Origin of the sequence: Prevotella sp. oral taxon 317 str. F0108 (genome assembly GCF_000162415.1) — a bacterium.
Classification (GTDB): Bacteria; Bacteroidota; Bacteroidia; order Bacteroidales; family Bacteroidaceae; genus Prevotella; species Prevotella conceptionensis.
In genome coordinates this window covers 384,267-409,476 of sequence record NZ_GG740074.1, presented here as the reverse complement: position 1 = coordinate 409,476, position 25,210 = coordinate 384,267, and the positions used below count along the sequence as shown (strand labels likewise).

Annotated in this window: 20 protein-coding genes and 4 tRNA genes; 17 read left to right on the top strand and 7 right to left on the bottom strand. The window is 48.8% G+C overall.

Annotation, left to right across the window (positions count from 1 at the left end; genetic code table 11):
- Positions 1–9 precede the first annotated feature (9 nt).
- Positions 10–1,491 carry an aminomethyl-transferring glycine dehydrogenase subunit GcvPB gene (gene gcvPB / locus HMPREF0670_RS11090; RefSeq protein ID WP_009231240.1) on the top strand — a complete coding sequence of 494 codons (1,482 nt, stop codon included), beginning with the start codon at positions 10–12 and terminating at the stop codon, positions 1,489–1,491.
- Positions 1,478–2,836 (top strand): dihydrolipoyl dehydrogenase, encoded by a 1,359-nt coding sequence (lpdA, locus tag HMPREF0670_RS11085; protein WP_009231239.1) that lies wholly within the window; start codon positions 1,478–1,480, stop codon positions 2,834–2,836. Before gcvPB ends, lpdA begins: the two co-directional genes overlap by 14 nt.
- A 567-nt stretch (positions 2,837–3,403) precedes the next feature.
- Here lpdA and HMPREF0670_RS11080 read toward each other — a convergent pair.
- The 7 genes from HMPREF0670_RS11080 to HMPREF0670_RS11055 all read right to left on the bottom strand — a co-directional run bounded on the left by HMPREF0670_RS11080 (position 3,404) and on the right by HMPREF0670_RS11055 (position 11,995).
- Entirely contained in the window at positions 3,404–3,778 is a 375-nt protein-coding gene (locus HMPREF0670_RS11080; protein ID WP_009231238.1) for a DUF805 domain-containing protein, read from the bottom strand.
- A 458-nt stretch (positions 3,779–4,236) separates the two neighbouring features.
- On the bottom strand, positions 4,237–4,551 hold the full coding sequence (locus HMPREF0670_RS11075) for a DUF3467 domain-containing protein (protein ID WP_009231237.1): 315 nt from the start codon (positions 4,549–4,551) through the stop codon (positions 4,237–4,239).
- 86 nt (positions 4,552–4,637) lie between these two features.
- Positions 4,638–5,591 carry a YitT family protein gene (locus HMPREF0670_RS11070; RefSeq protein WP_009231236.1) on the bottom strand — a complete coding sequence of 318 codons (954 nt, stop codon included), beginning with the start codon at positions 5,589–5,591 and terminating at the stop codon, positions 4,638–4,640.
- 85 nt (positions 5,592–5,676) lie between these two features.
- Entirely contained in the window at positions 5,677–5,868 is a 192-nt protein-coding gene (locus HMPREF0670_RS16405) for a hypothetical protein (RefSeq protein ID WP_009231235.1), read from the bottom strand.
- 289 nt (positions 5,869–6,157) lie between these two features.
- Positions 6,158–6,985 (bottom strand): hypothetical protein, encoded by an 828-nt coding sequence (locus HMPREF0670_RS11065; protein WP_009231234.1) that lies wholly within the window; start codon positions 6,983–6,985, stop codon positions 6,158–6,160.
- A 73-nt stretch (positions 6,986–7,058) separates the two neighbouring features.
- A complete protein-coding gene (locus HMPREF0670_RS11060; RefSeq protein WP_009231233.1) occupies positions 7,059–8,735 on the bottom strand; it encodes a RagB/SusD family nutrient uptake outer membrane protein in 1,677 nt (558 codons plus the stop codon).
- A gap of 29 nt (positions 8,736–8,764) precedes the next feature.
- Positions 8,765–11,995, bottom strand: a complete 3,231-nt coding sequence (locus tag HMPREF0670_RS11055) for a SusC/RagA family TonB-linked outer membrane protein (protein WP_232213910.1) — start codon at positions 11,993–11,995, stop codon at positions 8,765–8,767.
- Positions 11,996–14,744: 2,749 nt separating this feature from the next.
- On the opposite strand from HMPREF0670_RS11055, the gene rpsU reads away from it, so the two are divergent.
- The 15 genes from rpsU (at position 14,745) to rpoB (ending at position 25,194) form a co-directional block, all read left to right on the top strand.
- Entirely contained in the window at positions 14,745–14,936 is a 192-nt protein-coding gene (rpsU, locus tag HMPREF0670_RS11050; RefSeq protein WP_009231228.1) for a 30S ribosomal protein S21, read from the top strand.
- A gap of 79 nt (positions 14,937–15,015) precedes the next feature.
- Positions 15,016–15,897, top strand: coding sequence for a tyrosine recombinase XerC (locus HMPREF0670_RS11045; protein ID WP_009231227.1), 882 nt, complete (start codon positions 15,016–15,018; stop codon positions 15,895–15,897).
- Between the two features lie 26 nt (positions 15,898–15,923).
- Positions 15,924–16,223 (top strand): ribosome hibernation-promoting factor, HPF/YfiA family, encoded by a 300-nt coding sequence (gene hpf / locus HMPREF0670_RS11040; protein WP_019188752.1) that lies wholly within the window; start codon positions 15,924–15,926, stop codon positions 16,221–16,223.
- A gap of 208 nt (positions 16,224–16,431) precedes the next feature.
- Positions 16,432–16,514 (top strand) — tRNA-Tyr (locus HMPREF0670_RS11035).
- An 81-nt stretch (positions 16,515–16,595) separates the two neighbouring features.
- Positions 16,596–16,668: transfer RNA gene (locus HMPREF0670_RS11030), tRNA-Gly, on the top strand.
- A gap of 9 nt (positions 16,669–16,677) precedes the next feature.
- Positions 16,678–16,749 (top strand) — tRNA-Thr (locus HMPREF0670_RS11025).
- A gap of 67 nt (positions 16,750–16,816) precedes the next feature.
- On the top strand, positions 16,817–18,007 hold the full coding sequence (gene tuf / locus HMPREF0670_RS11020) for an elongation factor Tu (protein ID WP_009231226.1): 1,191 nt from the start codon (positions 16,817–16,819) through the stop codon (positions 18,005–18,007).
- Between the two features lie 71 nt (positions 18,008–18,078).
- A tRNA-Trp gene (locus HMPREF0670_RS11015) sits at positions 18,079–18,151 on the top strand.
- Positions 18,152–18,167: 16 nt separating this feature from the next.
- The gene (secE, locus tag HMPREF0670_RS11010) at positions 18,168–18,359 is read left to right on the top strand and encodes a preprotein translocase subunit SecE (protein WP_009231225.1); all 192 of its coding nucleotides are present in this window, start codon (positions 18,168–18,170) and stop codon (positions 18,357–18,359) included.
- A 14-nt stretch (positions 18,360–18,373) separates the two neighbouring features.
- Positions 18,374–18,919: a transcription termination/antitermination protein NusG gene (nusG, locus tag HMPREF0670_RS11005; protein WP_009231224.1), complete on the top strand. Its 546-nt coding sequence runs from the start codon at positions 18,374–18,376 to the stop codon at positions 18,917–18,919.
- A 57-nt stretch (positions 18,920–18,976) separates the two neighbouring features.
- Positions 18,977–19,417 (top strand): 50S ribosomal protein L11, encoded by a 441-nt coding sequence (gene rplK, locus HMPREF0670_RS11000; protein WP_009231223.1) that lies wholly within the window; start codon positions 18,977–18,979, stop codon positions 19,415–19,417.
- Between the two features lie 20 nt (positions 19,418–19,437).
- A complete protein-coding gene (gene rplA / locus HMPREF0670_RS10995; RefSeq protein WP_009231222.1) occupies positions 19,438–20,130 on the top strand; it encodes a 50S ribosomal protein L1 in 693 nt (230 codons plus the stop codon).
- Positions 20,131–20,148: 18 nt separating this feature from the next.
- Positions 20,149–20,667, top strand: a complete 519-nt coding sequence (gene rplJ, locus HMPREF0670_RS10990; protein WP_009231221.1) for a 50S ribosomal protein L10 — start codon at positions 20,149–20,151, stop codon at positions 20,665–20,667.
- A gap of 110 nt (positions 20,668–20,777) precedes the next feature.
- Positions 20,778–21,158 carry a 50S ribosomal protein L7/L12 gene (rplL, locus tag HMPREF0670_RS10985; protein ID WP_009231220.1) on the top strand — a complete coding sequence of 127 codons (381 nt, stop codon included), beginning with the start codon at positions 20,778–20,780 and terminating at the stop codon, positions 21,156–21,158.
- 223 nt (positions 21,159–21,381) lie between these two features.
- Positions 21,382–25,194 carry a DNA-directed RNA polymerase subunit beta gene (rpoB, locus tag HMPREF0670_RS10980; RefSeq protein WP_009231219.1) on the top strand — a complete coding sequence of 1,271 codons (3,813 nt, stop codon included), beginning with the start codon at positions 21,382–21,384 and terminating at the stop codon, positions 25,192–25,194.
- Positions 25,195–25,210 lie beyond the last annotated feature (16 nt).

The window sequence follows — 25,210 nt, the reverse complement described above, 5'->3', positions numbered from 1 at the left end:
CGAAACAAGATGAACAACAAATTATATGGCAACTTGATATTCGAGCTTTCGCGGCCTGGATGCCGCGGCTTTCACTTGCCGAACAACCCTTTCGGGAAACATCCAATAGCCAACGAACTGAAAAGGGGCAGCGATGCACAACTTCCCGAATGCGACGAAGTGACCGTGGTGAGGCATTACACCAACCACAGCGGCAACAACTTCGGCGTAGACAACGGCTTTTACCCATTGGGCAGCTGCACAATGAAATACAATCCCGTTATCAACGAAGAGGTTGCAGCCATGCCGGCCTTCGCCAATCTGCACCCTGCACAGCCTGCCGACACCTGCCAAGGGGCGTTGGCCGCCCTGTACGGACTGCAAAAGGCACTCTCCGAAATATCGGGTTTGCACGAGTTTACCCTTAATCCCTTTGCCGGAGCGCAGGGCGAACTTACGGGTTTGATGATTATTCGTGCCTACCATCAGGCAAACAACGACACGAAACGCACCAAGGTGATTGTTCCCGACTCGGCTCACGGCACCAATCCCGCATCGGCCGCCGTGTGCGGACTGGATGTTGTGGAAGTGAAAAGCACCCCCGAAGGCACCGTTGACACCGAACACCTGAAGCAATTGCTGGGCGACGACGTGGCAGCGATGATGATGACCAACCCCAACACCTTGGGATTGTTCGAGAAAGACATACCTGCCATTACCAAGATTGTACACGATTGCGGTGGCTTGATGTACTACGACGGTGCCAACCTTAACCCGCTGCTGGGCGAATGCCGACCGGGCGACATGGGTTTCGACGTGATGCACATCAACCTACACAAGACTTTCTCGACCCCTCACGGCGGTGGCGGCCCTGGTGCAGGTCCTGTTGGCGTGCGCAAAGGGCTCGAACAGTTCTTACCTTCGCCCCATGTGGTGCGCAAAGGCGAACGTTACGAGATAGAGGAGCTGCCATTTGGTTTCGCTCCCGATGCGCCAACGATGAACCTAGGCACTTTCTTCGGCAACTTCGCCGTACTGGTGCGCGCCTACACCTACATCTTAACGTTGGGCAAAGAAAATCTTAAGAACGTTGGAAAACTGGCCACTCTTAATGCCAACTACATTAAAGAGGCGCTCAAAGACGTGTGCGACCTGCCTATTGAAGGGCTGTGCAAACACGAATTTGTGTTCGATGGACTGAAAAACAAAGATACGGGCATACGTACAATGGACGTGGCCAAGGCCTTGCTAGACTATGGCTACCATGCACCCACCATCTATTTCCCCTTGCTTTTCCACGAGGCCATGATGATAGAACCTACCGAGACGGAGAGCAAAGCCACCATCGACGGCTTTATAGAGGTGATGAGGAGCATTGCCAACGATGCCGAACGCAACCCCCAGCGACTGAAAGACGCGCCGTTGAACACGCCCGTTGGTCGTGTAGACGACGTTTTGGCGGCCAAACACCCCATAACCACCTATAAACAAAGCATTGATGAACAAGTTTGATATCTTGATTATCGGCAGCGGACCTGGCGGTTATCGCACTGCCGAGTATGCGGCACGCAAGGGCTTGAAGGTGGCCGTGTTCGAGAAGGACCAACCTGGCGGCACTTGCCTTAACAGTGGTTGCATCCCAACGAAGACGCTTTGCAAGCATGCAGAGGTGGCCGACACCGTAAGAGAGGCTGCACAATATGGCGTTGCCATTAAAGATGCGGCCTTCGACATCGACATGCAGGCCGTTGTTGCCCGTAAGGAGGAGATAACCGAGAAACTTCGGCAAGGCGTTGAACAGCTAATGTCGATGCCGGGAGTTACCTTTGTAAGGGGCGAGGCGCGGTTTACGGCCAACAAAACGCTTGTGGCAAACGGCGAGGAATACACTGCCGACAACATCATCATCGCTTCGGGGTCGTCGGCAAAGGTGCTGCCCGTAGAGGGTGCGCAGCTCAAAGGCGTGGTTACCTCTACCGAACTGCTCTGCCTCAACCACGTTCCACGCAGTCTTTGCATCATTGGTGCGGGTGTTATCGGTATGGAATTTGCCAGCATCTACCGCAGTTTTGGGTGCGAAGTAATGGTGGTTGAGTTTCTGAAAGAGTGCCTTCCCGCACTTGACAGCGACATTGCCAAACGGCTTCGCAAGCAGTTGGAACAACGCGGTGTGCAGTTTGCGCTGCAATCGGGTGTAACAAAGATTGAACAAACGGAGGACAACGCACTGCGCGTGCACTACCAGAAGAAGGGCAAAGAGGCCTTCGCCGATGCCGAACTGGTGCTGATGGCCACTGGGCGTGCGGCAAACGTCGACGCACTGGGTTTGGAAAATACCGACATCTGCTACACAAAGGCTGGCATAACCACCGACGACAACATGCAAACCAATGTTCCCGGTGTGTACGCCATTGGCGATGTGAACGGCAAACAGATGCTGGCGCATGCAGCAACGTTCCAAGGTTTCAGGGCCGTTAACCACATTGTGGGGCATGCAGACCGCATTTTGTTCAACGTTGTGCCTGCTGCCATCTTCACACATCCTGAAGTGGGAAGTGTTGGATTGAGCGAAGACCAATGCAGGGAACAGGGCGTAGCCTACAAATGTCGTAAGGGCTACTACCGTTCTAACGGAAAGGCCAACGCTGGAAACGCCACAGAAGGCATGATTAAACTGATGACCGACGAGCAAGACCGCATTCTGGGCTGTCATCTCTATGGCGAAAATGCAGCTTTCATTGCACAAGAGGTGGCCGTGCTGATGAATTTTGGCGCCACGCTCACGCAGCTAGGCGAAATCGTTCACACGCATCCCACGCTCAGTGAGATACTGCAAGACATGGCCTTTATGCCTTAACTACCTATTAGGTGTGGCTAGCCACAGACGTTGGCCACACCCAAACGAATTTTACCTTCATGAATTTGCCTGCGCCCAGTGTGGTTACATCGTAAAGCCACCTAGGTGCAGGCTTTCTTTTGCGGCCCAAGATGTAAGGCGTATAGGTTGTTGTTTTAGTCCAATCAGCAGTTAGAGCCAGTGCTGATTTTGTTTGATTGTCGGCATCTTGCCAGTCTTATGCTTGAAGGCGTAGCAGGCTAGGTTAAGCGAATAAGGCTTGCAAGATGCCGACAAACAAACGAAAGATGGACAGGAAACGATGGGAACAACCTGAAATAATTGCTCTAACGACCGGGTTGGTGCTTAATCTCCAAAAACAGCTTTCTTCTCCTAATCAGTTGCTCCATAAAACACTGTTGCACATGTTAGGCACATGTTTCCTATCGAGCGAGAAAGATTAAATAGTGGAGTGGGGCGCATGGCATCCTGCGGATACATGCTAAAAAGCGCAAAGCCTCTTCCCCTTTACCCATTGCAGTTGCTTTGGGGCAGAGGAAGAGGCTATTTGCTAATGTAGAATCTTATTTAGGGTTGTGGTTCGCCAAAGCGGTTGGCGGTGGGTTCACCTTCTTTGATGCAAAGAACGAGGAACCAAATCCCACCGATGACAGGTATGAAGTTAATGAAAAACCATTCTCCACCCTTACCGATGTCGTGCATGCGGCGAACGCTTATTGCTAAGCCCGGAACCAATATCGCCAGGAAAAACAGGCCAAAGATGGCTGAAATGACTAATCTCGCTGTTGCGTTGTCTCCTGATACTGAGACGAGAATCTGATAAACAATACTAATTGCAACGTTAACGAGCACGAATAGCCAATACTCTGTACGGCCGGCACGGCCTTTAAAGTCTGAATACTTCTTAGTTAAGACGTTTTTGTAATTTCCAATAATGTCCATAATGTAAAAGTTTAAGTTATTGATAAATTCTGTTATAAGTTTATGTTGTGTGACACTAGTAATTAAAGTCTTAATGGGGTGATGTGCCCGCCATAAAGGGTTGTGCCACATCGCGACTGCAACATGTTGTTTTCGTTTAGCTGGCTTGCCCCCGTCTTGTTAGAGGTTGTCTGCTGCAAGAAAACATACTTGTTAAGGTGTGTGGCGAACTTCCATGATGCAAAGATAAACGAAAATTTCTAAATTGGCATTGTGTTTCATCGCTTTTTTTGCATTTTTCTTGATTATAACTCTTTTTTAGGAATTTGATATGATTAAAAAGGAAGTAACAGTGAATTGTGAGGGGAAGAGGGGAAGAGAGAAAAGTCGGACCAGTCCGACTGGTCGGACTAGTCCGACTTGTCCGACAAGTCTGATTGGTCCGACTAGTCCGACTGATCCAACTAGCTTTTTACCTTTTATGCCTCGCCGTTCCCGCCCACGTTAAATGGGGCGATGGTGCGAGAACCTTCGTGGGGCAACTGGATTTTGCCGAACTCTTGTTCGTATTTAAAGATGTTCTCTTGCAAGGCCATGAGCAAACGCTTGGCATGTTCGGGCGCCATGATGATGCGACTAGCCACTTCGGGCTTAGGCATGCCAGGCAGGATGCGAGCGAAATCGAGAATGAAATCGCTTGGCGAATGCGAGATTAGCACAAAGTTAGAGTACACGCCCGAAGCAACTTCGGGCTTCAAGTCCATTTCAAAGGGAACGGGTTGTTTCTGATCCATATCTTTATCGGTGTTAAGCAAGGGCTAGCCACATGTTCGTGTTCATGGGTAAGCCCTATTATATATAAGAGTCTGTGTTTAAAGTTTTACGCTTTTGTCGCAAGGCTTTCGTCGGGCGACACGTCAACGCCCAGTCGCTCGGCTTGTTCTTTCATCATCTTGTTCTTCTTACGTTTGGCCTTGAACTTGTCGAAACCCAAACCGTAAACGCCAATTACCGAACTCTGCGAAACAAAGGCAGCAGGGTCTATCTCGTTGATGATAGAAAATATCTTGCCCGACTCCGTTTGGCGAGCCAAAACAAAGAGCATCTTCACCTCGCGTCCCGAATAAAAGCCATGACCGCTGATGGTGGTGCAACCGCGTTGTGCATTTACATTGATGGCACGTCCTATCTGCTCGTACTTGTTGGAGATGATGAAGAACTGCACCGACTGGTGCATCATGTTCACCACCTTATCTACGCAGATGGAGAAGATAAAGAGGAATACATAGCCGTAAATCACTTCCTCCCAATTGCGCAAGGCCAAGTAGCTGGCTGTGACAATAGAAATGTCTACTAGCAAAATGAGTTTGCCAAGTGAAATGTCGTGATACTTGTTAATCATGGCCGCAACCACGTCGGTGCCGCCAGTTGAGGCATTGCTGGCCAGTCCCAACCCCACGGTGCTGCCCAAACTGGCCGCACCCAGCACGATGGCCATGAAGGGTTGGCCTTGCAAAAGCGTGGAGCCTTCCATCCAATGCTGCCCCAATGCGCTGAAAAGCGTGAACATCACAGCCGCATAGAGCGTTTTAAGACAGAACTGCCAGCCCAGCACCTTTAAGGCAATGAGCAACAATAGGGCGTTTACGCCCAAGAAAGTAACTTGCACCGGAATGTTCCAACCCCAGTAAAGAATGGATGCCAAGCCTGGTATGCCACCCGTGGTGATGTGGTTCGGAAGCAGGAAGATGGCCCATCCCAAGCTGCCGATGAACATGGCGATAGTTAGTAATACTAGATCTTTTAGTAGCGTGTATCTTTTTAACGTCAACATACTTTGGTTTTTTATGCGACAAAGATACGCAATAATCGTGAAAAAAGAAAGCAACGAAATAAAAAATATGGGGTGGAGCAATGAATTAATGTGTACCTCTGCCGCCAACTGCCTTCAAAACAAGTCCCATTACTAGGGCCGTTGCCAAACACAATTCGGCCGTAAAGTCGCCAGCTGCCTTCAAAACAAGTCCCATTACTAGGGTCGTTACCAAACACAATTCGGCCGTAAAGTCGTTAACTGCCTTCAAAGCAAGTCCCATTACTCGTCCTTTCATTTGCACACGGCCGTAAACACTAATTCTTACCAGCTAGAATACACAAGAACATCATTTAATAAGAGGAGAGAGAAAGGTGGGCTAAGCTGGTGCTTAGGCCTTCGCACCAAGTAAATTGACAAGCAATACTTACGGTTATATAACACACCGAGAAATCATAAAACGGATGAACTGAATTTACACACAAAGGCGGACTCAACGTTCTCTCACAAAAGGAGCGTTAAGTCCGCCTGATGTTTAATCGGAAAGCTGTGCAGTCTAACAAGCACTACAAGCCAATGTGCCAGTGCTATGGGTTAGGAACGAATGTCTCAACAACAGCGCCATAGTCATTTTTTGCGGTAAAGTAATTTAAAACTAGCGTCACTTTGTTGTCCTTGTATAGCTTGCAACCTTTCTCCGGGTCTGTTGCAAATGCTTGGTTGTTTTCTTTTGTGGCAAGGTCGCGAATATAAACGCCGTTCAGAGCGGTGGCTTGTGTGGAAACGGCAACAAATTGATAATCGTCTTGCTTAGCATTCAACAGGGTGAACTTAATGTTGCTTTTACCGTTATAAACCTTATTTAGTCGGTAAAGCCCTTCCCGGTTCTCACATTTCTGCAATACAACGTCTTTTATCACCTTTACCTTGTTCTCACCGAACGACACAAGCGCGAAAGTATAAGTTCCCTTAGCCATATCACTCCATGACAATCCAGTGAAGTCGAACACTTTAAGCGTTCTGGCACCTGCGCCCGTGGCCACTACTGCCACTTTATATTCTCCTGTCATGCCTTCAACGGCAACATCAGCCACCGCGCCGCCCGACAAATCTTTCACTTTCGTTCCGCTTGCAATCACAAAGTCTTTAATAGCCTCTTCACCTCCCTGCTGCATCTTTGTTTCAAACTCGGCCTTAGGTATGCTTGCGTAGTAAACTGCATCAGTTTTGCTGTTGGTGGCCACACGCAAAAGCATGTCGTTATCGGGGTTTAGTGGATCTTTGGCGTCAAGTTGGTATATCGTAGCCACGGCGGTGTTGTCGTTTCCAGGTTCAGAACCTTGTTCGTCAGCACATGCAGCCATGAAAGCCAATCCCAACAAGGCCCATGCATAATTGATAATACTATGTTTCATTGTAAATACTTCGTTTAGTTTATTACATTATATAATAGGCGTGCTTTGAAAATACGCCTTCCCGCTGTTGTCGTCAGAACTGGTGTTCTTCCGAATCCTTTTGGGGGTGTATGGGGATATCGTTATTCGTGCAAGCTCTGTTATATCTAAGTTCCGTTTCGATGATACAGAGGTTCATCCACTTAGGATAAGCGGTGGTGTTCCAACGATAGCCCGCCGTATGATTGGTACGAGGATAGTTACGTATGATACCCTTGTTAAGTCGCTTTATGTCGAAGGTTGCAAAGCCCTCTCCCCACAATTCAACTCGGCGTTGCCACCAAACTTCATTTTGGAAAGCAGAGGTAGCCGTGTTTCCGTATGCCTCATTATGCTTGCCGTACACGAAATTCGGGTCGCGTGTCTTGGCAAATTCAGTAAGCAGTGCGATGCCTTTGCCCTCATCTTGCATGCCCACAGCCTCGATCTCAATGAGTTTCATCTCTTCTACGCGCATCAGTGGAGCCCAAACGGCAAAACCTACGTGTTGATTTTCACGGCCTGCTACTCCCCCTGCGTTTCTAAATTTCAGTTGGATGCCGCCCACATTAAGCTGCGCTGCAGCCGCACTAGCCATAATTTGCTTGCAATACTTCACGTCTTCTTTATACGCATAAGTGCGCAGAGCCTCTCTTTGAGCGTCTTCCGAAAGGTCGTCTAAGGCAAAATCCACGAACACCTTGCGGCGCCAGTCGGTAGTGGGGATGGTTTCAAACAGATGTCGGTCGATATTCATCAGTCCGCCGTAGTTCGATGCGTAGCCGCAGCCCGACAAACTCTCGTTCAGCATCACCGACCCCCAAGACGAGTCTGCGTCGTTCAAGCGGATATTTGGGTCTTCCTCATTATACTTTACGCCAAACATCCACGCCTTATTAGGCGAATTAAAGCCGAGTTCTTTGCTGGTATATGCCGCCTCGTCCATCATTGTGTACTTTTCTTGTGCCAATTTCGCATATTTCTCAGCGTTCGCCCAATCTTGTGTTTCCAAGTATGCGCGTGCTTTCAGTCCATAAACCACACTCACGTCCGGTTTCCGTATGTCAGGGCGCACATACCCTTTCAGCAATTCTTCGGCCTTATCCAAGTCCGACAAGATGAACGCCCACATTTCCTCATTGCTTTTGCGTGGGTTGTTATACAAGTCCTCGTTCGTTGTTTTCTCCGTTACCAAAGGCGTTGTTTCTGCCTTTTTGTTTAGCGAGTAAGGTTCTGCTGCATACATGCGTGCTATGTCCATGTAGAACATGGCTCTCATGGCACGAGCGATGCCTGCGCCTGTACGTCGGGCTGGTTCGGGGTTCTCGCCCGCCATCCCAATAACGATGTTACAATTCTTTAGCCACTTCGAATAATAGGTCCAAGGCAATTGGCAAACCGCATAACCTGGTCCAAGCACCTCGCTCACCGAATACCAGGAATCGTACTGGTTGTTCTTACCCACCACGGCAATGTCTTGTCCCATGGCGTCGCGCTCCAAGAAGAAACATGGGTAGCCTGCATCAAACACAAAAGTAGCTGTTGGTCTATAATAGAATTGCCCCACGAGTGTGGATGTTGTTGCATCCACAGCCTTCTCAAAGGCGTTTGGTGCTTCGCCCAACTGTTTTCCCGTTATAGTTCTGCCCTGCGGATCCACTTCTTCAATACATCCTGAGAGCAATGCGCATGCCCAAAAAGAGGCTATCAGTTTTACTGCTATATGTTTCATAAACAATATTCTTTAAAATTAGGTCTAAATCAGAATGTCACTTGTAGTCCACCCGTGATGTTACGCGTTGGCGAGTAAGAGCCCACCGACTTGTTGCCGTCGAACGAGTAGCGAGGGTCGAATCCTTTACGAGCCGACCAGAAACAGAGGTTTTCTCCTGCTACATATACACGCAGTGTAGAGATTTTATACTTATTGGTAAACGTTTTGGGCAAGGTGTAGCCCACTGTAAACGACTGGAAGTTGAGGTACGTGGCGTTGGTAAGCCATCTGTTGGAACTCTTAGCTGAATAGTTTTCGCCATACTGGAAACGTGGGATGTTGCTTGCGGTGTTGTTTGGCGTCCACGATTTGAGCACATCCTTATGGAAATTAGAACCGGAAGCCTGAGACTCAACAGGGTTCATCAAGGCTGCATATCTGGAATCGTACACCTTTCCGCCCAGCTGATAGTCGAACGCAACAGTGGCATCAAACCCATAAGCCTCTACTGTTGTGCTAAATCCGCCCGATGCCTTTGGCATTACCGAGCCTTGCTCGTAGAACGATGCCTCAGAGATGTTCGTGGTTGTGCCATTGCGTTTTTTGTTGGGGAACGAACCGCGGTCTTTAACGGCCACATCGGTGTCTACATAGTACAAGGCCTGTCCGTGTTCGTTTACGCCTGCATACTCTGGCAGCAGCATGTTATATAGGGGTTTCCCCACCTCGTACCAGCATTCGTGTCCAGTGCCATTGTCCACATAGCCTCCATAGTCTTGTGTTTTTTGCCGCGGCAATTTCAAAATCTTGGTAGCATTGTGGGCCAACATGCCCGTTATGCTCCAAGTGATGTCGCGCGTACGTATGGGCGTAACGGTAAGCGTAACCTCTACACCGCTGTTACGCATGTCTCCAATATTGCCATAATATCCACGCGTTCCCGACAGTTCGGGTAGCGAAAGCCAGAAAAGCATGTCCGAAATCTTTTTGCTATAAACATCCACGCTACCCTGCAAGAAGTTCTTTAACAGCGAAAACTCCAAACCAACGTTTAGGTTGGTAGTGGTTTCCCATGTAAGTTCGGGGTTGCCAGGTAATCTAAATGACGGAGCCATAGCCGTGGCCGAAGATTTAGAGAGCGTGTATTGGTCTGCAAAATACCAGTTGTTGCCCAGCGCATCGTTGCCTTGTTGGCCCAACGACACCTTCAACTTCAAGTGGTTAACCCACGGCACGTTAAAGAAACTTTCTTTCTCGATATTCCATGCGCCGCCAACAGACCAGAAGTTGCCCCAGCGGTTTTCCTTCTTAAAGCGCGACGAGGCGTCTCTACGATAAGACAGCGAGCCGTAATACTTTTCCTTATAGTTGTAAAGCACGCGGCTAAACCAACCTTCCACATTGTAACGCTCGCCGTACGAACGGCTGTTCGATTTTGTGGCGAAAGCGTCTAACTCTAAAATGTTTGGCGAGAAACCGCCTGTTGCAGTGGCGTTGAGATAGCGCAGCTGTTCGTTGAAATACTCGTGTCCGGCCAGCACATTTACATCATGGTCGCCAAAGGCCTTGTGGAAGTCCAAGGTTTGCACGTTGTTTGTGCGCAGGTAATAGTATTGGAACTTCGTAAGTTCGCCGTTTACGTTCACCTTCGAGCCATACAGGCTGTTGTCGTAGTCTGAACGGGTTATGTGTTGAAAGTTCAGGTTGCTTGTGGCATTGAACTTCAACCAGTCGGTGAAAATAACATCAACATTGAATGTGCCATTAAATTGGTTTACCAAGAAGTTCTTTTGGTTGTATCTGTTTGCACCAAGTGGGTTGCCTTGCGCAGAGAAGGCACGCGGTGCATTCCCTACGAAGTTGTTTCCTGGCACACCATAGTCGTAATGCGGATTTCCATTCTTGTCGGTGCGTATAACGGGGTTGCCGTTTGCGTCGAGTGTACGCACGTAGAGCGGATAAATAGGCGCAATCATGGAGGTGAAATACAACAAGTTAGAGGAGTTGAGCTGGTCGTCCATGTTGGGATTTTGGTTCTTGCTAGAATGCACATAGTCAACATTTCCGCCCAGCTTTAACCACTTCTTTGCTTGATAGTCTGCCTTTAAGCGTGCGGTGTAACGTTCGTAGTCCGAGTAAAGAATCACGCCATTGTCTTTCAGGTATCCTGCGCTAGCGAAGAACGACGAACGCGTGTTGCCGCCGCTTACGCTCACGTTATAGTCTTGCCTGAACGAGTTTCGGTAAGCCTCTTTCGTCCAGTCGTCTGGAGTCATATAATATGTTTCACCGTCGGCCGTTTTGTACGAACGGCCAAGCGTGGCCTTGGGATTTAGTTTGCCGTCGGTTCCGATAAGCTGTTCGCCTGTTGGCACGGTATATACATTGTAGCCCAATTGGGCAAGCATTTCCTTATTGGCTCTCGCATGGGCATCATCTGCACTCATCCCGTCGGTGTAGAAGTACTTGTTGCGTAGCATGCCATAGTATGTTTCATAGTATTGCCCTGGGTCTTTAATCACGTCGTAATCTTGAATGGCCCTGCTGTTGCTACCCCACTTCATGTCTACCGTAACCACGGCTTCGCTGGTGTTGCCGCGCTTGGTGGTAATCAGAATCACACCCGATGCACCACGCGCACCATAAAGGGCGGCGCTTGCTGCATCTTTCAGCACGGTTACGCTTTCAATGTCTTGTTGGGGAATGTTGCTCAACGATCCGGGATAAGGCGCGCCGTCAACAATGATTAATGGGTCGGTACTGGCTTCTAGCGAGGATATGCCACGGATGTTCATCTTTCCATTGCCTGCGCCAGGTTCTCCCGATGCCTCACGCATCTGAAATCCGGCCACTGTCCCGGCAAGCGTAGAGCTTACGTTTGTTGAAACGCGCTTTGCAAGGTCTTTGGAAGAAACCACAGCAGCCGAACCAGTAAAGGCCGATTTCTTTTGCGTACCGAACGCCACCACCATCACCTCGTCGATGGTATTGTCTACGCTTTCCAGTTCAACGCGCATGTTGGCTTTTGCTGTAAGCACCTTGCTTTTCATGCCGATGTACGAAAATTCTAGTTGGGCATTAGCGGGAACGGAGAGCGAGAACTTTCCGTCGATGTCGGTAACGGTGCCGTTGGTGGTGCCCACCACTTTTACCGAGGCTCCCACCACGGGTTCGTTGTCTGGCAAAGCCACGACTACTCCCCCCACGCGCGTTTGCGCCAGTGCCATTCCTGCCGTGAGGAATAGGCATGTCAGGAATAAGATTAGCCTTTTGATCATAATACTTACGTTTTAAATTACTACTATTTTGTTTCAAATCAGGTTCTTCCTACCGCCTATACCAATATTTATAGGCATGCGAAATAGTCTTAATTCAAGCGTTTCGGGGTGTTCTTCTCCGTATTTCACGCATGGGTTTGCATCTAGCAATTGGATTTGACCTGTTGCCATTCATCCGAGTCTTGGTGCAGAGGGCGTGGTCTTCTATACTTTTAAATAGAGTTTGTCTAGCTTTGCCGCCTTTTGGGTGACACTATGCAAGGTTTCGCAAATTTATGAAAACATCTTTTAAACGCCAAACTTTTTGAAAAGAAAATGCGTGAATGGGGCGATATTTTTACATTTGGGTTGTTTTTTGGTGCTTAAAGGCACCCATTTAATGCTTTTCGGAGCGTTTTGTCTGTCCATTATATATGTGAGTTGCGCGATAACGAACATTTTGCAAAAGCCCTTGTGGCATGTTCTTTGTCCCCGTGTTGCTTAACACGCCACGTGTGATGGCTTAAATTCATAAGTTGACGAGTTGACAAGTTAACAAGTTAACAAGTTAACAAGTTGACGAGTTGACAAGTTCACAAGTTAATAAGTTGACAGGTTGACGAATTGCCGAGTTCACAAGTTGCCGAGTTCACAAGTTGACAAGTTGGCAAGTTCATAAGTTCATAGGTTCACAGGTTTGCAAGGTCATAAGCTCACAAGTTCACAAGCTCACAAGTTCACAAGTTCACAAGTTCACAAGTTGACGAGTTGACAAGTTCACAGGTTTGCAAGGTCATAAGGTTATAAGGTCATAAGTTCACAGGCTCATCAACTCACCAACTCATCAACTCACAAACTCACAAACTCACAAACTCAAAAACTCAAAACACTTATCAACTCCCAATTCCATCAACTCAAAAACTTAAATTGTTATCTTTTATTTTACAATACGGCTTTAGTTTTCATTCCGTTCTAGCGAAAAAGTAGGTCGTAAAATGGGTAAAAGGACACTTTTCTAGTCTTTCACGCCTCCCGATATGTCTGCTTTTGAGAAAAGAACCTGCATTTTGCACCCTTTTGCCTTTCTATTTTGGTTGCCGGCTCGTATTTTTTAAGCCCCAATTACCTACATTTAGCCCCTAAAACTCCACTTTTTAACGGCTATTTTGTTCATTTTGGCCGTGTTTTTCATGGTTCGGATGGGTTTTGTTTATACCGTTACAGTGTATTTTTATGCTTTCCGTTTCATGTTTTGCACCATTTTACGCTGCATTTAGCACCATTTTACCCTGCGTTTTGCACCAAAACGCACTGTATTTTGCACCAAAACGCATTGTGTTTTGCACCAAAACGCACTGCATTTAGCGGCATATTGCACCATATTTTGCCAAAAATAGCCCCAAATCTGGTGCTAATGGCTGTTGTTTGCAATAAATATTCATTTTGCTGCATTCGTGGATTAACTCGTTTTTGCCCCAAGATAAACTCTCGCGAGAATCGATTTTTTGCGGCGAGGTTGGCGATTGGTGACGAAAATGGCGCTCACAATGTTAAAAGTCTTGCTGATAAATTGACAAAAGCCTCACCGCCAACCTCTCTCCAAAAGGTGGAAACCTCACCCCCAAACCCTCTCCAAAGGGTGAAAGCCTCACCTCCAACCCCTCTCCAAGGGGTGAAAGCCTCACCCCCAACCCCTCTCCAAGGGGAGAGGGGAGTGATATGCGTTGTTGGTTGACAAGGCCTCCCCCCTAAGCCCTCTCCAAAAGGTGAAAGCCTCACCCCCGACCCCTCTCCAAGGGGAGAGGGGGGTGGTATGCGTTGTTGGTTGACAGGGCCTCACCCCAGGTGATGCCAAATGTGTGGCGGTTTGTATGAAATGGGCATTAGTGTGGTGGCCGACCATATATATAATGGTAAGCGCGATGCACTTTGCTGTTACGGATAACACGTGTCTATTCGGTTTGGTTTGCCGGTCCTAAGCATTTCTTGGCTTTCTTCTGCCTGCTTAGTTCGCGCGTGGGTGAGTTAGTGGAGGGGAATGGTTGGGGTAGGATAAGGCACACGCGGTGCGAAAGCGTACGCGGGGCAACTCCTTATATTATGTAGACGAGTGGGGTGGTTGCTATGCAGGGGCATTAAGCACCAATCGGTTCATTATACCGTCTATCGGAAGTTTGGCGTTGTTTGCATCGTTTCCTGTTTATCTTTCGTTTGTTTGTGGGCATCTTGTCTGCCCTGTTCTCTCTATGTAGTCCGCTGCGCCTTCAAGAATAAGACAGTCATTTGCTCGGCAAAACCCAAAATATGCACAGGCGTTAACGAACGTTTGGGGTTGAAGTGGCAAGGCCGAAAGTTGTGGCCATTACGAAATTCGTGGCTTATGGCCGAACAGAATTGCATTTGGAAAATAGTTGTTAGAAGAATACAAGACGTGCGTTGCATGGCATCAATAAACCCTAACGCAGAGGAAAAGGAGGACTTTTGTTTGCTTACGATGCAGCTATGGCTTTCCAAATCCAATTCTGTTTGGCTATAATTCCATAACGCCTTAACCCCCTTCGGCATCTTCCTCCATATCTTTAAGTGCTGCACTTAAAGTTGTTGGCATACAGCATAAAAGCCTATCAAACATGGTTTTCGGGATGCGTGAGCGCAAAAAATGGCATAAAAACTTGGTCGTTAGGAAAATATGGTGTAATTTTGCACCGCAATTTGTAGACATTGCACCCAAACGAAGAATAAGTTAAACATTAAAAATAGAAAACAAGACATGATTATTGTACCCGTAAAAGATGGTGAAAACATCGAAAGAGCGCTTAAGAAGTTCAAGAGAAAATTCGAAAAGACTGGCGTAGTTAAAGAACTCCGCGCTCGTCAACAATACGACAAACCCTCTGTGCTGAAGCGTCTCAAGATGGAGCATGCCGTTTACGTGCAGAAGCTTCGCACGATGGAAGAATAATTTGTCGGTGAAAAATTTGGTGGTTTGAAGTTTAATGCGTAAATTCGTTGCCAGATACCTTTATCGGTCTGCAATGAGTATGACGACAGAACAATTTTTGAACTACCTGCAGTATGAGCTTAACCGCTCGGAGTTGACCATAGCCAGCTATGGCGACGACCTGCGCGCTTTCGAGGCGTTTTTCAAAAACAAGGATACTCAGCTCTCTTGGGAGGCGGTGGATGCCGACCTTATCCGCAACTGGATGGAGAGCATGATGGATAAAGGATGCAGTGCCACTACAATCCAAAGGCGGTTGAGTGCATTGCGTTCTTTTTATCGTTTTGGCCTGACGCGTGGCTATGTGGAGAAAAATCCTGCACGGGGTGTTGTCGGTCCGAAACGTAGCAGGCCGTTGCCGCAGTTTTTGCGCGAAGGGGAGATGGACCGACTGCTGGATGAGGTGCCCGTGGGCGAGAGCTATCGCGACTTGCTGGCCTATACCATCGTGCTGACGTTCTACTCTACGGGCATGCGCTTGGCCGAACTGGTGGGTCTCAACGATGACAGCATCGACTTCGGCGCACGTGTCATCAAAGTGCTGGGCAAGGGCAGCAAACAGCGGCTGATACCTTTTGCCGATGAGTTGGAGGCGGCACTGAAAGCCTACATCGCGCGGCGAGATGCCGAAGTGGCGCGTTGCGACAAGGCGTTTTTCGTTGACCAACGGGGCGAACGCGTTAAGCGCGGTGCAGTGCAGAACAGTGTTCGTGCCAGCCTGGCCAAGGTAACGTCGATGAAAAAGCGTTCGCCGCACGTGCTGCGGCACAGCTTTGCCACGGCCATGCTGAACAATGATGCGGGATTGGAGAGCGTAAAGAAACTGCTTGGGCACGAAAGCCTTTCGACAACCGAGATATATACGCACACCACATTCGAACAACTGAGAAAGATATACGACAAAGCCCATCCACGGGCCTAACCTTTTTAAATGATAGGAGATATATTATGGAGATCAAAATTCAAGCGATTCATTTCGACGCAACTGAACAGTTGCATGCGTTTATCGAGAAGAAAGTGTCTAAGCTGGAAAAGACTTACGAGCAGGTGCAGAAAGCCGACGTGTCGCTGAAGGTGGTGAAACCCGCCACGGCCATGAACAAGCAAGCCAGCATAACGGTGACGTTCCCCGGGAACACCGCTTTTGCCGAAAAAACTTGCGACACGTTTGAGGAAAGTGTTGACCAATGCGTAGACTCTTTAAAGGTTCAACTAACGAAAATTAAGGAAAAACAGCGCGAACGCTAAAAAAAACGCGGAAATATTTTGGTGAATAAAAAATAATATCTACCTTTGCAGCCGTCTTAGAACACGTGCTACATGCTTTGAAAGACGGCTGCAAGGTTTTGCCCTCTTGGGGCAGGGCGGGCAGGGGGCTTAACAGGCTAACGCAACAAAAGGTTTTAAGGGTATGCGCACCTACCTATATATATAAGGTGTGCGAACGAAAAAATAAGGGTGGTTACCAGAGTGGCCAAATGGGGCAGACTGTAAATCTGCTGTCTTTCGACTTCGGTGGTTCGAATCCATCACCACCCACTTTCAGTAGAAGTTTAGCGTTCTCGCGATGAACAATGCAACCGTTGTTTGTGTGATAGAGTGAGGCGAGAATGCCATCATGCGGAAATAGCTCAGTTGATAGAGCACTAGCCTTCCAAGCTGGGGGTCGCGGGTTTGAGCCCCGTTTTCCGCTCTAACCAATGCTGTAATAGCTCAGTGGTAGAGCACTTCCTTGGTAAGGAAGAGGTCCTGAGTTCAACTCTCAGTTACAGCTCTATCACGGTTCTTTTTTGCATTGGAAAACCATTTGATAAATCAATTAATAAATAAAAAGCAAAGCTATGGCTAAAGAAACATTTGTGCGCACCAAGCCGCATGTTAACATTGGTACTATTGGTCACGTAGACCACGGTAAGACCACCTTGACCGCTGCCATTTCTAAGGTTCTCCATGAGAAGGGCTTCGGTTCTGAAGACGTTAAGTCTTTCGACCAGATTGACAACGCTCCCGAAGAAAAAGAGCGTGGTATCACCATCAACACCGCTCACATTGAATACGAAACGGCTAAACGTCACTATGCTCACGTAGACTGTCCGGGTCACGCCGACTATGTGAAGAACATGGTAACTGGTGCTGCTCAGATGGACGGTGCCATCATCGTAGTTGCCGCTACCGATGGTCCTATGCCCCAAACTCGCGAACACGTGCTTCTCGCCCGTCAGGTAAACGTTCCTAAGTTGGTTGTGTTCCTGAACAAGTGCGACATGGTTGAAGACGAGGAAATGCTTGAGCTTGTTGAAATGGAAATGCGCGAGCTGCTTGATCAATACGAGTACGACGGCGACAACACGCCTATCATCCGCGGTTCTGCCCTTGGTGCATTGAACGGCGTTGACAAGTGGGTTGATTCGGTTATGCAACTGATGGATGCTGTTGACACTTGGATTCCTCTGCCTCCTCGTGAAGTGGACAAACCTTTCTTGATGCCTGTTGAGGACGTGTTCTCTATTACTGGCCGTGGTACGGTTGCTACTGGCCGTATCGAGACAGGTAAGGTAAAGGTTGGCGACGAAGTTGAGTTGCTCGGCCTTGGCGAAGACAAGAAGTGCGTAGTTACTGGTGTGGAAATGTTCCGCAAGCTGCTCGAAGAGGGTGAAGCTGGCGACAACGTAGGTTTGTTGCTCCGTGGTATCGACAAGAACGAAATCAAGCGCGGTATGGTGCTTTGCCACCCCGGCCAGATTAAGCCTCACAAGAAGTTCAAGGCTTCTGTATACGTTCTGAAGAAGGAAGAAGGTGGCCGTCACACGCCATTCGGCAACAAGTATCGTCCTCAGTTCTATCTTCGTACGATGGACTGTACGGGTGAAATCACTCTTCCCGAAGGCGTAGAGATGGTAATGCCTGGCGACAACGTAGAAATCACTGTAGATCTTATCTACGCCGTTGCCCTGAACGTAGGTCTTCGTTTCGCTATCCGCGAAGGTGGCCGTACGGTAGGTGCTGGTCAGATTACCGAAATCATTGAATAATACGGTTGGCTTCGGCTAAGTATTAAGCATACCAGGGGGTTCCGCAGCATGCGGTTGCGGAACCCTTACTTACGGGAATAGCTCAGTTGGTAGAGCATCGGTCTCCAAAACCGAGGGTCGTGGGTTCGAGTCCTCCTTCCCGTGCTAATAAGAAGATAATATGTTTAAGAAGATAGTAAACTACTGCAAGGCTTGTTACAACGAGCTGGCGCATAATACTACTTGGCCTACGCGTGCCGAACTTACACACAGTGCAATGGTTGTATTATCTGCTTCCCTAGTCATTGCATTGGTGGTGTTCGCCATGGACAGCGCGTTTAAGTTCATCATGAGTGGGATATATCCGCATTAATTTGTTAAGGAACGATGGCAGAAACACAGAAAAATTGGTATGTGCTTCGTGCTGTTAGTGGAAAAGAGGCAAAGGTGAAAGAATACATCGAGGCCGAATTGAAACACAACACGATGCTTCAGTCGCATGTTTTTCAGGTATTGATACCGATGGAAAAACAGGCGTCTTTGCGTAATGGCAAACGCGTGGAGAAAGAGAAGATTAGTCTTCCTGGCTACGTGTTCGTCGAGGCGGACCTTAAAGGGGACGTTGCGCACACACTGAGGTTCATGCCTAATGTCTTAGGTTTTCTTGGCGGATTGGATAACCCCTCTCCCGTGCCGCAGGCAGACATCAACCGGATGCTCGGCGCCGCGGAGAACACGGAATTGGAGAACGACATCGACATCCCCTATTCTGTTGACGAAACGGTGAAGGTTACGGATGGGCCATTCAGCGGTTTCATGGGTGTTATCGAAGAGGTGAACACCGAGAAGCACAAGCTGAAGGTGATGGTCAAGATCTTTGGGCGCAAAACGCCTTTGGAGTTAGGTTTTATGCAAGTAGAAAAGGAAGGCTGATGCGCAGTTACGGGCGTGATGCTTTCAACAAAAATCAATTTTTAATATTAACAACAAATGGCTAAAGAAGTTGCTGGATTAATCAAGTTACAGATTAAAGGTGGCGCTGCCAACCCCTCTCCTCCCGTAGGCCCTGCATTGGGTTCGAAGGGAATCAACATCATGGGGTTCTGCAAGGAGTTCAATGCAAGGACTCAGGACAAGGCCGGTAAGGTAATTCCGGTTGTCATCACCTACTATACTGACAAGTCATTCAGCTTTGAGCTCAAGACGCCTCCCGCAGCTGTACAACTAAAAGAGGTTGCCAAGGTTAAGAGCGGCTCTGCTCAGCCAAACCGACAGAAGGTAGCTTCTGTCACCTGGGAGCAGATCAAAGTGATAGCTGAAGATAAGATGAAAGACTTGAACTGTTTTACGGTTGAGTCTGCCATGAAACTTATCGCAGGTACGGCTAGAAGTATGGGTATCACTGTAAATGGGGAGTTCCCTGGTAAATAATTAAAACTTCAATTAAGAAAATGAGTAAACTGACAAAAAAGCAAAAATCAGTAGCTGATAAGATTGAAGCAGGGAAAGCCTATACACTGAAAGAGGCTGCTGAGTTGGTGAAGGAAATCACCACGACTCAGTTTGACGCTTCTCTCGACATCGACGTGCGTTTGGGCGTAGACCCCCGCAAGGCCAACCAGATGGTTCGCGGCGTTTGTACGCTGCCCAACGGAACTGGTAAGACCGTGCGCGTTCTTGTTCTCTGTACGCCCGATGCAGAAGCTGCTGCCAAAGAAGCTGGTGCCGACTATGTTGGTCTTGACGAGTACATCGAAAAGATTAAGGGTGGTTGGACCGACATCGACGTTATCATCACCATGCCTTCGGTAATGGGTAAGGTAGGTAGCGTAGGCCGTATTCTCGGCCCTCGCGGACTGATGCCTAACCCCAAGAGCGGTACGGTAACGATGGACGTGGCCAAGGCAGTGAAAGACATCAAGTCGGGTAAAATAGATTTCAAAGTAGACAAGGCTGGTATTATCCATACCTCAATCGGAAAGGTTTCTTTCACTCCTGAGCAGATTTACCAAAACGCGAAGGAATTCGTGGCTACTGTAATCAAGCTCAAACCTGCCGCTGCTAAAGGTACGTATATCAAGAGTATCTTTATTTCAAGCACAATGAGTAAGGGTATCAAGATTGATCCGAAATCAGTTGAATAACTCTAAAAGTTTTGTAAAATGAAGAAAGAAGTAAAAGATACTATCATCGTAGAACTCGGTAAGAAGCTGAAGGAGTATCCTCATTTCTATCTTGTAGACCTCGCCGGGCTTAACGCCGAAGCGACGAACAGGTTGCGCGCAACTTGTTTCAAGAAGGAAATTAAGCTTTCTGTTGTGAAGAATACGCTTCTACACAAAGCTTTCGAGGCATCCGACATCGATTTCGAACCCCTTTACGGCACATTGAAAGGTACCACCGCAATCATGTTCACCACGGTTGCGAACGAACCTGCAAAATTGCTGAAAGACTATAAGAAGGAAGGAATTCCTGCTCTCAAGGCTGCATACGCAGAAGAAAGCTTCTATGTGGGAGCCGACAAACTGGACGAGCTGGTAGCTCTTAAGAGCAAGAACGAGGTTATCGCCGACATTGTGGCCTTGCTGCAATCGCCCGCGAAGAACGTTGTTTCCGCTCTTCAATCAAGCGCAGGCACCATTCATGGTGTGCTCAAAACTTTGGGCGAGCGTGCTGAATAATTCGTTGAGTCTTCCTCTCGTGGCATAGACAAGAAGATGTTCGTGAGGGAGTTCAATTAAAAGTCAATCAACAACACTTATATTAAAAACAATTAAAAAATTAGAATAAAATGGCAGATATCAAAGCTATCGCTGAAGAATTAGTAAATTTGACAGTAAAAGAAGTAAACGAGTTGGCAAATGTCCTCAAAGAGGAATATGGCATTGAACCCGCTGCTGCAGCTGTTGCTGTTGCTGCCGCTCCCGGTGCTGGTGCTGCTGCTGGTGGTGCTGAAGAGAAGTCGTCGTTCGACGTGGTTCTCGTTGAGGCTGGTGCAGCAAAACTTCAAGTAGTTAAGGCTGTTAAGGAAGCTTGCGGCCTGGGCTTGAAGGAAGCTAAGGACCTTGTAGACGGTGTTCCCTCTACTTTGAAGGAAGGCATGTCTAAGGACGAGGCCGAGAACCTGAAGAAGGCTATCGAAGAGGCCGGCGCTAAGGTTGAGCTGAAGTAAGACAACCCCCAACTCCGAAATACGGTTAGGATTTGCCCAGTAGGCGAGTCCTAACCTTTTTGTGTCTTATCACATTTAAGGACACATTCCCTTTTCCCACACAATATCTCATAGGCAGGCTATGCACCCTCTTCGCGGAGAGAAAAGAACAAGCAAAGCCCCCTCGCACCGATACGGATAACATATAGAATACGCCTATATCCATTATATAACATAATATTGAATGGCTTCAAAAATTGTTGATAACAGAGTAAATTTCGCCAGCGTTCACAATCCGATGCCCTATCCGGATTTCCTCGATGTGCAGTTAAAGTCTTTCAAAGACTTCTTACAGTTAGACACGCCCCCCGAGGAACGCAAGAACGACGGTTTGTATAAGGTTTTCGCAGAAAACTTCCCCATAACCGACACACGGAACAACTTCGTTCTTGAGTTCCTTGACTACTATATCGACCCGCCGCGCTACACCATCGACGAGTGTCTGGAACGCGGGCTTACGTATAGCGTGCCTTTGAAGGCTAAGATGAAGCTATACTGCACCGACCCCGACCACGAAGACTTCGGAACCTTCATCCAAGACGTTTTCTTGGGTACAATTCCCTATATGACCTCTAACGGTACCTTTGTTATCAACGGTGCCGAGCGCGTTGTCGTGTCGCAGCTGCACCGCTCGCCCGGCGTTTTCTTCGGACAGGGCGTGCATGCCAACGGAACGATGCTCTATTCGGCGCGTATCATCCCCTTCAAAGGTTCGTGGATTGAGTTCGCTACCGACATCAACAACGTGATGTATGCCTACATCGACCGTAAGAAGAAGTTGCCCGTAACCACGCTGCTGCGTGCCATCGGCTACGAAAACGACCGCGACATCCTGCAAATATTCGACTTGGCCGAAGAGGTTAAGGTTAACAAGAAGAACATGAAGGAGGCTCTTGGCAAACGCCTGGCCGCCCGTGTGCTGAAAAGTTGGAACGAAGACTTCGTTGACGAGGATACGGGCGAAGTTGTATCTATCGAGCGCAACGAGGTGATTATGGAGCGCGAAACGGAAATTACTGAAGAAAACGTTGGCGAAATTCTCGACAGCGGCGTTTCTACTGTGCTGCTCCACAAGGATGCCGATGCTGCAAACAAGTTCTCCATCATCTTCAACACGTTGGCCAAAGACCCCAGCAACTCTGAAAAAGAGGCTGTGCTGTACATCTATCGTCAGCTGCGCAATGCCGACCCTGCCGATGATGCCAGCGCAAGAGAAGTGTTCCAAAACCTGTTCTTCTCGGACAAGCGATACGACTTGGGCGAAGTAGGCCGCTACCGCATCAACAAAAAGTTGGGCTTGGACACGGATATGGATACGCGCGTGCTAACCAAAGACGATATTATCGAGATTATCAAGTATCTCATTCAGTTGGTTAACTCGAACGCTACCGTTGACGACATCGACCACTTGAGCAACCGCCGCGTGCGCACCGTGGGCGAACAGCTGGCCAACCAGTTCTCTATCGGATTGGCCCGTATGAGCCGTACCATCCGCGAACGTATGAACGTACGCGACAATGAGGTGTTCACACCCACCGACTTGATTAACGCCAAAACCATTTCTAGCGTTATCAACTCGTTCTTCGGCACCAACCCCCTCTCGCAATTCATGGACCAAACCAACCCCCTAGCCGAGGTTACGCACAAGCGCCGCCTTTCGGCTCTAGGCCCAGGTGGTCTTTCTCGTGAGCGTGCTGGTTTCGAGGTGCGCGACGTTCACTACACGCACTACGGACGCCTTTGCCCCATCGAGAGCCCCGAAGGTCCTAACATCGGACTTATCTCCTCGCTCTGTGTGTATGCCAACATCAATGAACTGGGCTTTATCGAAACGCCATACCGCAAGGTTTCTAATGGTGTGGTAGACCTTAACAACAAGCACTTGGTGTATCTTACGGCCGAAGAGGAAGAAGACCACATCATCGGACAGGGCAATGCGCCGCTGAACGAAGACGGAACCTTTATCCGCGATGTGGTAAAGTGTCGCCAAGATGCCGACTTCCCCGTGGTGGAACCCGCCGAGGTAGACCTCATGGACGTGTCGCCTCAGCAGATTGCATCGGTATCGGCAGGTCTTATTCCCTTCTTGGAGCACGACGACGGTCACCGCGCACTGATGGGATGTAACATGATGCGCCAAGCTGTGCCCTTGCTCCACAACGATGCCCCCATTGTAGGTACGGGCTTGGAGAAACAAGTTTGCGAAGACTCGCGTACCATGATTACGGCCGAAGGCGATGGCGTTATCGACTATGTAGACGCCACCACCATCCGTATTCTATACGATCGCACAGAGGATGAAGAGTATGTAAGCTTCGAACCTGCACTGAAAGAATACCGCGTACCCAAGTTCCGCCGTACAAACCAAAACATGACCATCGACCTTCGCCCCATCTGTGTGAAGGGACAACGTGTTAAGGCAGGCGACATTCTTACCGAAGGCTATGCCACCGAGAATGGCGAATTGGCCTTGGGTCGTAACCTCCTTGTGGCTTACATGCCGTGGAAGGGTTACAACTACGAAGACGCCATCGTGCTTTCTGAACGCTTGGTGCGCGACGACGTGCTTACTTCTGTTCACGTAGACGAGTATTCGCTCGACGTCCGCGAAACCAAACGTGGTGTGGAAGAGTTTACCAGCGACATCCCCAACGTGAGCGAAGAGGCCACCAAAGACCTTGACGACAACGGCGTGGTGCGCATTGGTGCGCGTATCGAACCAGGCGACATCCTCATCGGTAAGATTTCGCCAAAGGGAGAGAGCGACCCCTCGCCCGAAGAAAAACTCCTTCGTGCCATCTTCGGCGACAAGGCTGGCGACGTTAAAGACTCGTCGCTCAAAGCCAACCCCTCGCTCAGTGGCGTTGTTATCGACAAGAAATTGTTCTCGCGTGCCATTAAGACTCGCGACTCGAAGAAACAAGACAAGGTTATACTTGCCAAGATAGACGAAGAATACGAGGCTAAGAACGAAGACCTCAAAGACATCCTGGTAGACAAACTCCTCGAACTCACCGAAGACAAGGTGTCGCAAGGCGTTAAAGACTACACGGGTGCAGAAATTATCAATAAGGGTAGCAAGTTCACGGCGGCTGCGCTCAAGAACTTGGAATACGATGGCATTCAGTCTAACGACTGGACCGACGATGCCCATACGAACGACTTGATACAAAAGCTCATCATGAACTACATCCGCAAGTACAAACTGCTGGATGCCGAGCTTAAGCGTCGAAAGTTCGCCATCACCATCGGCGACGAACTGCCTTCGGGCATTCTTCAAATGGCCAAGGTGTATGTTGCCAAGAAACGCAAGATTGGTGTGGGCGACAAATTGGCCGGACGACATGGTAATAAGGGTATCGTGTCGAAGGTGGTGCGTATGGAAGACATGCCGTTCCTCGAAGACGGACGTCCTGTCGACCTCGTGCTGAACCCCTTGGGCGTGCCTTCGCGTATGAACTTGGGACAGATTTTCGAGGCCATCCTCGGTGCTGCTGGTAAGAAGTTGGGCGTGAAGTTCGCAACACCCATCTTTGATGGTGCCCAACTTGAAGACCTTTCCGAGTGGACAGACAAGGCCGAACTGCCCCGTCTCTGCTCTACTTATCTCTACGATGGCGAAACGGGCGAGAAGTTCGACCAGCCTGCTACCGTGGGCGTAACCTACTTCTTGAAACTAGGCCACATGGTAGAAGACAAGATGCACGCCCGCTCCATCGGTCCATACTCGCTCATCACGCAGCAACCGCTTGGTGGTAAAGCGCAGTTTGGTGGACAGCGTTTCGGAGAAATGGAGGTTTGGGCCATCGAGGCCTTCGGTGCAAGTCACATCCTTCAAGAAATCCTCACCATCAAGTCCGACGACGTTGTTGGCCGTTCCAAGGCTTACGAGGCAATCGTCAAAGGCGAGCCGATGCCCACACCAGGCATCCCCGAGTCGCTCAACGTGCTGTTGCACGAGCTACGCGGTCTGGGATTGAGCATCAAGATGGATTAATTCACACCCTTAATTG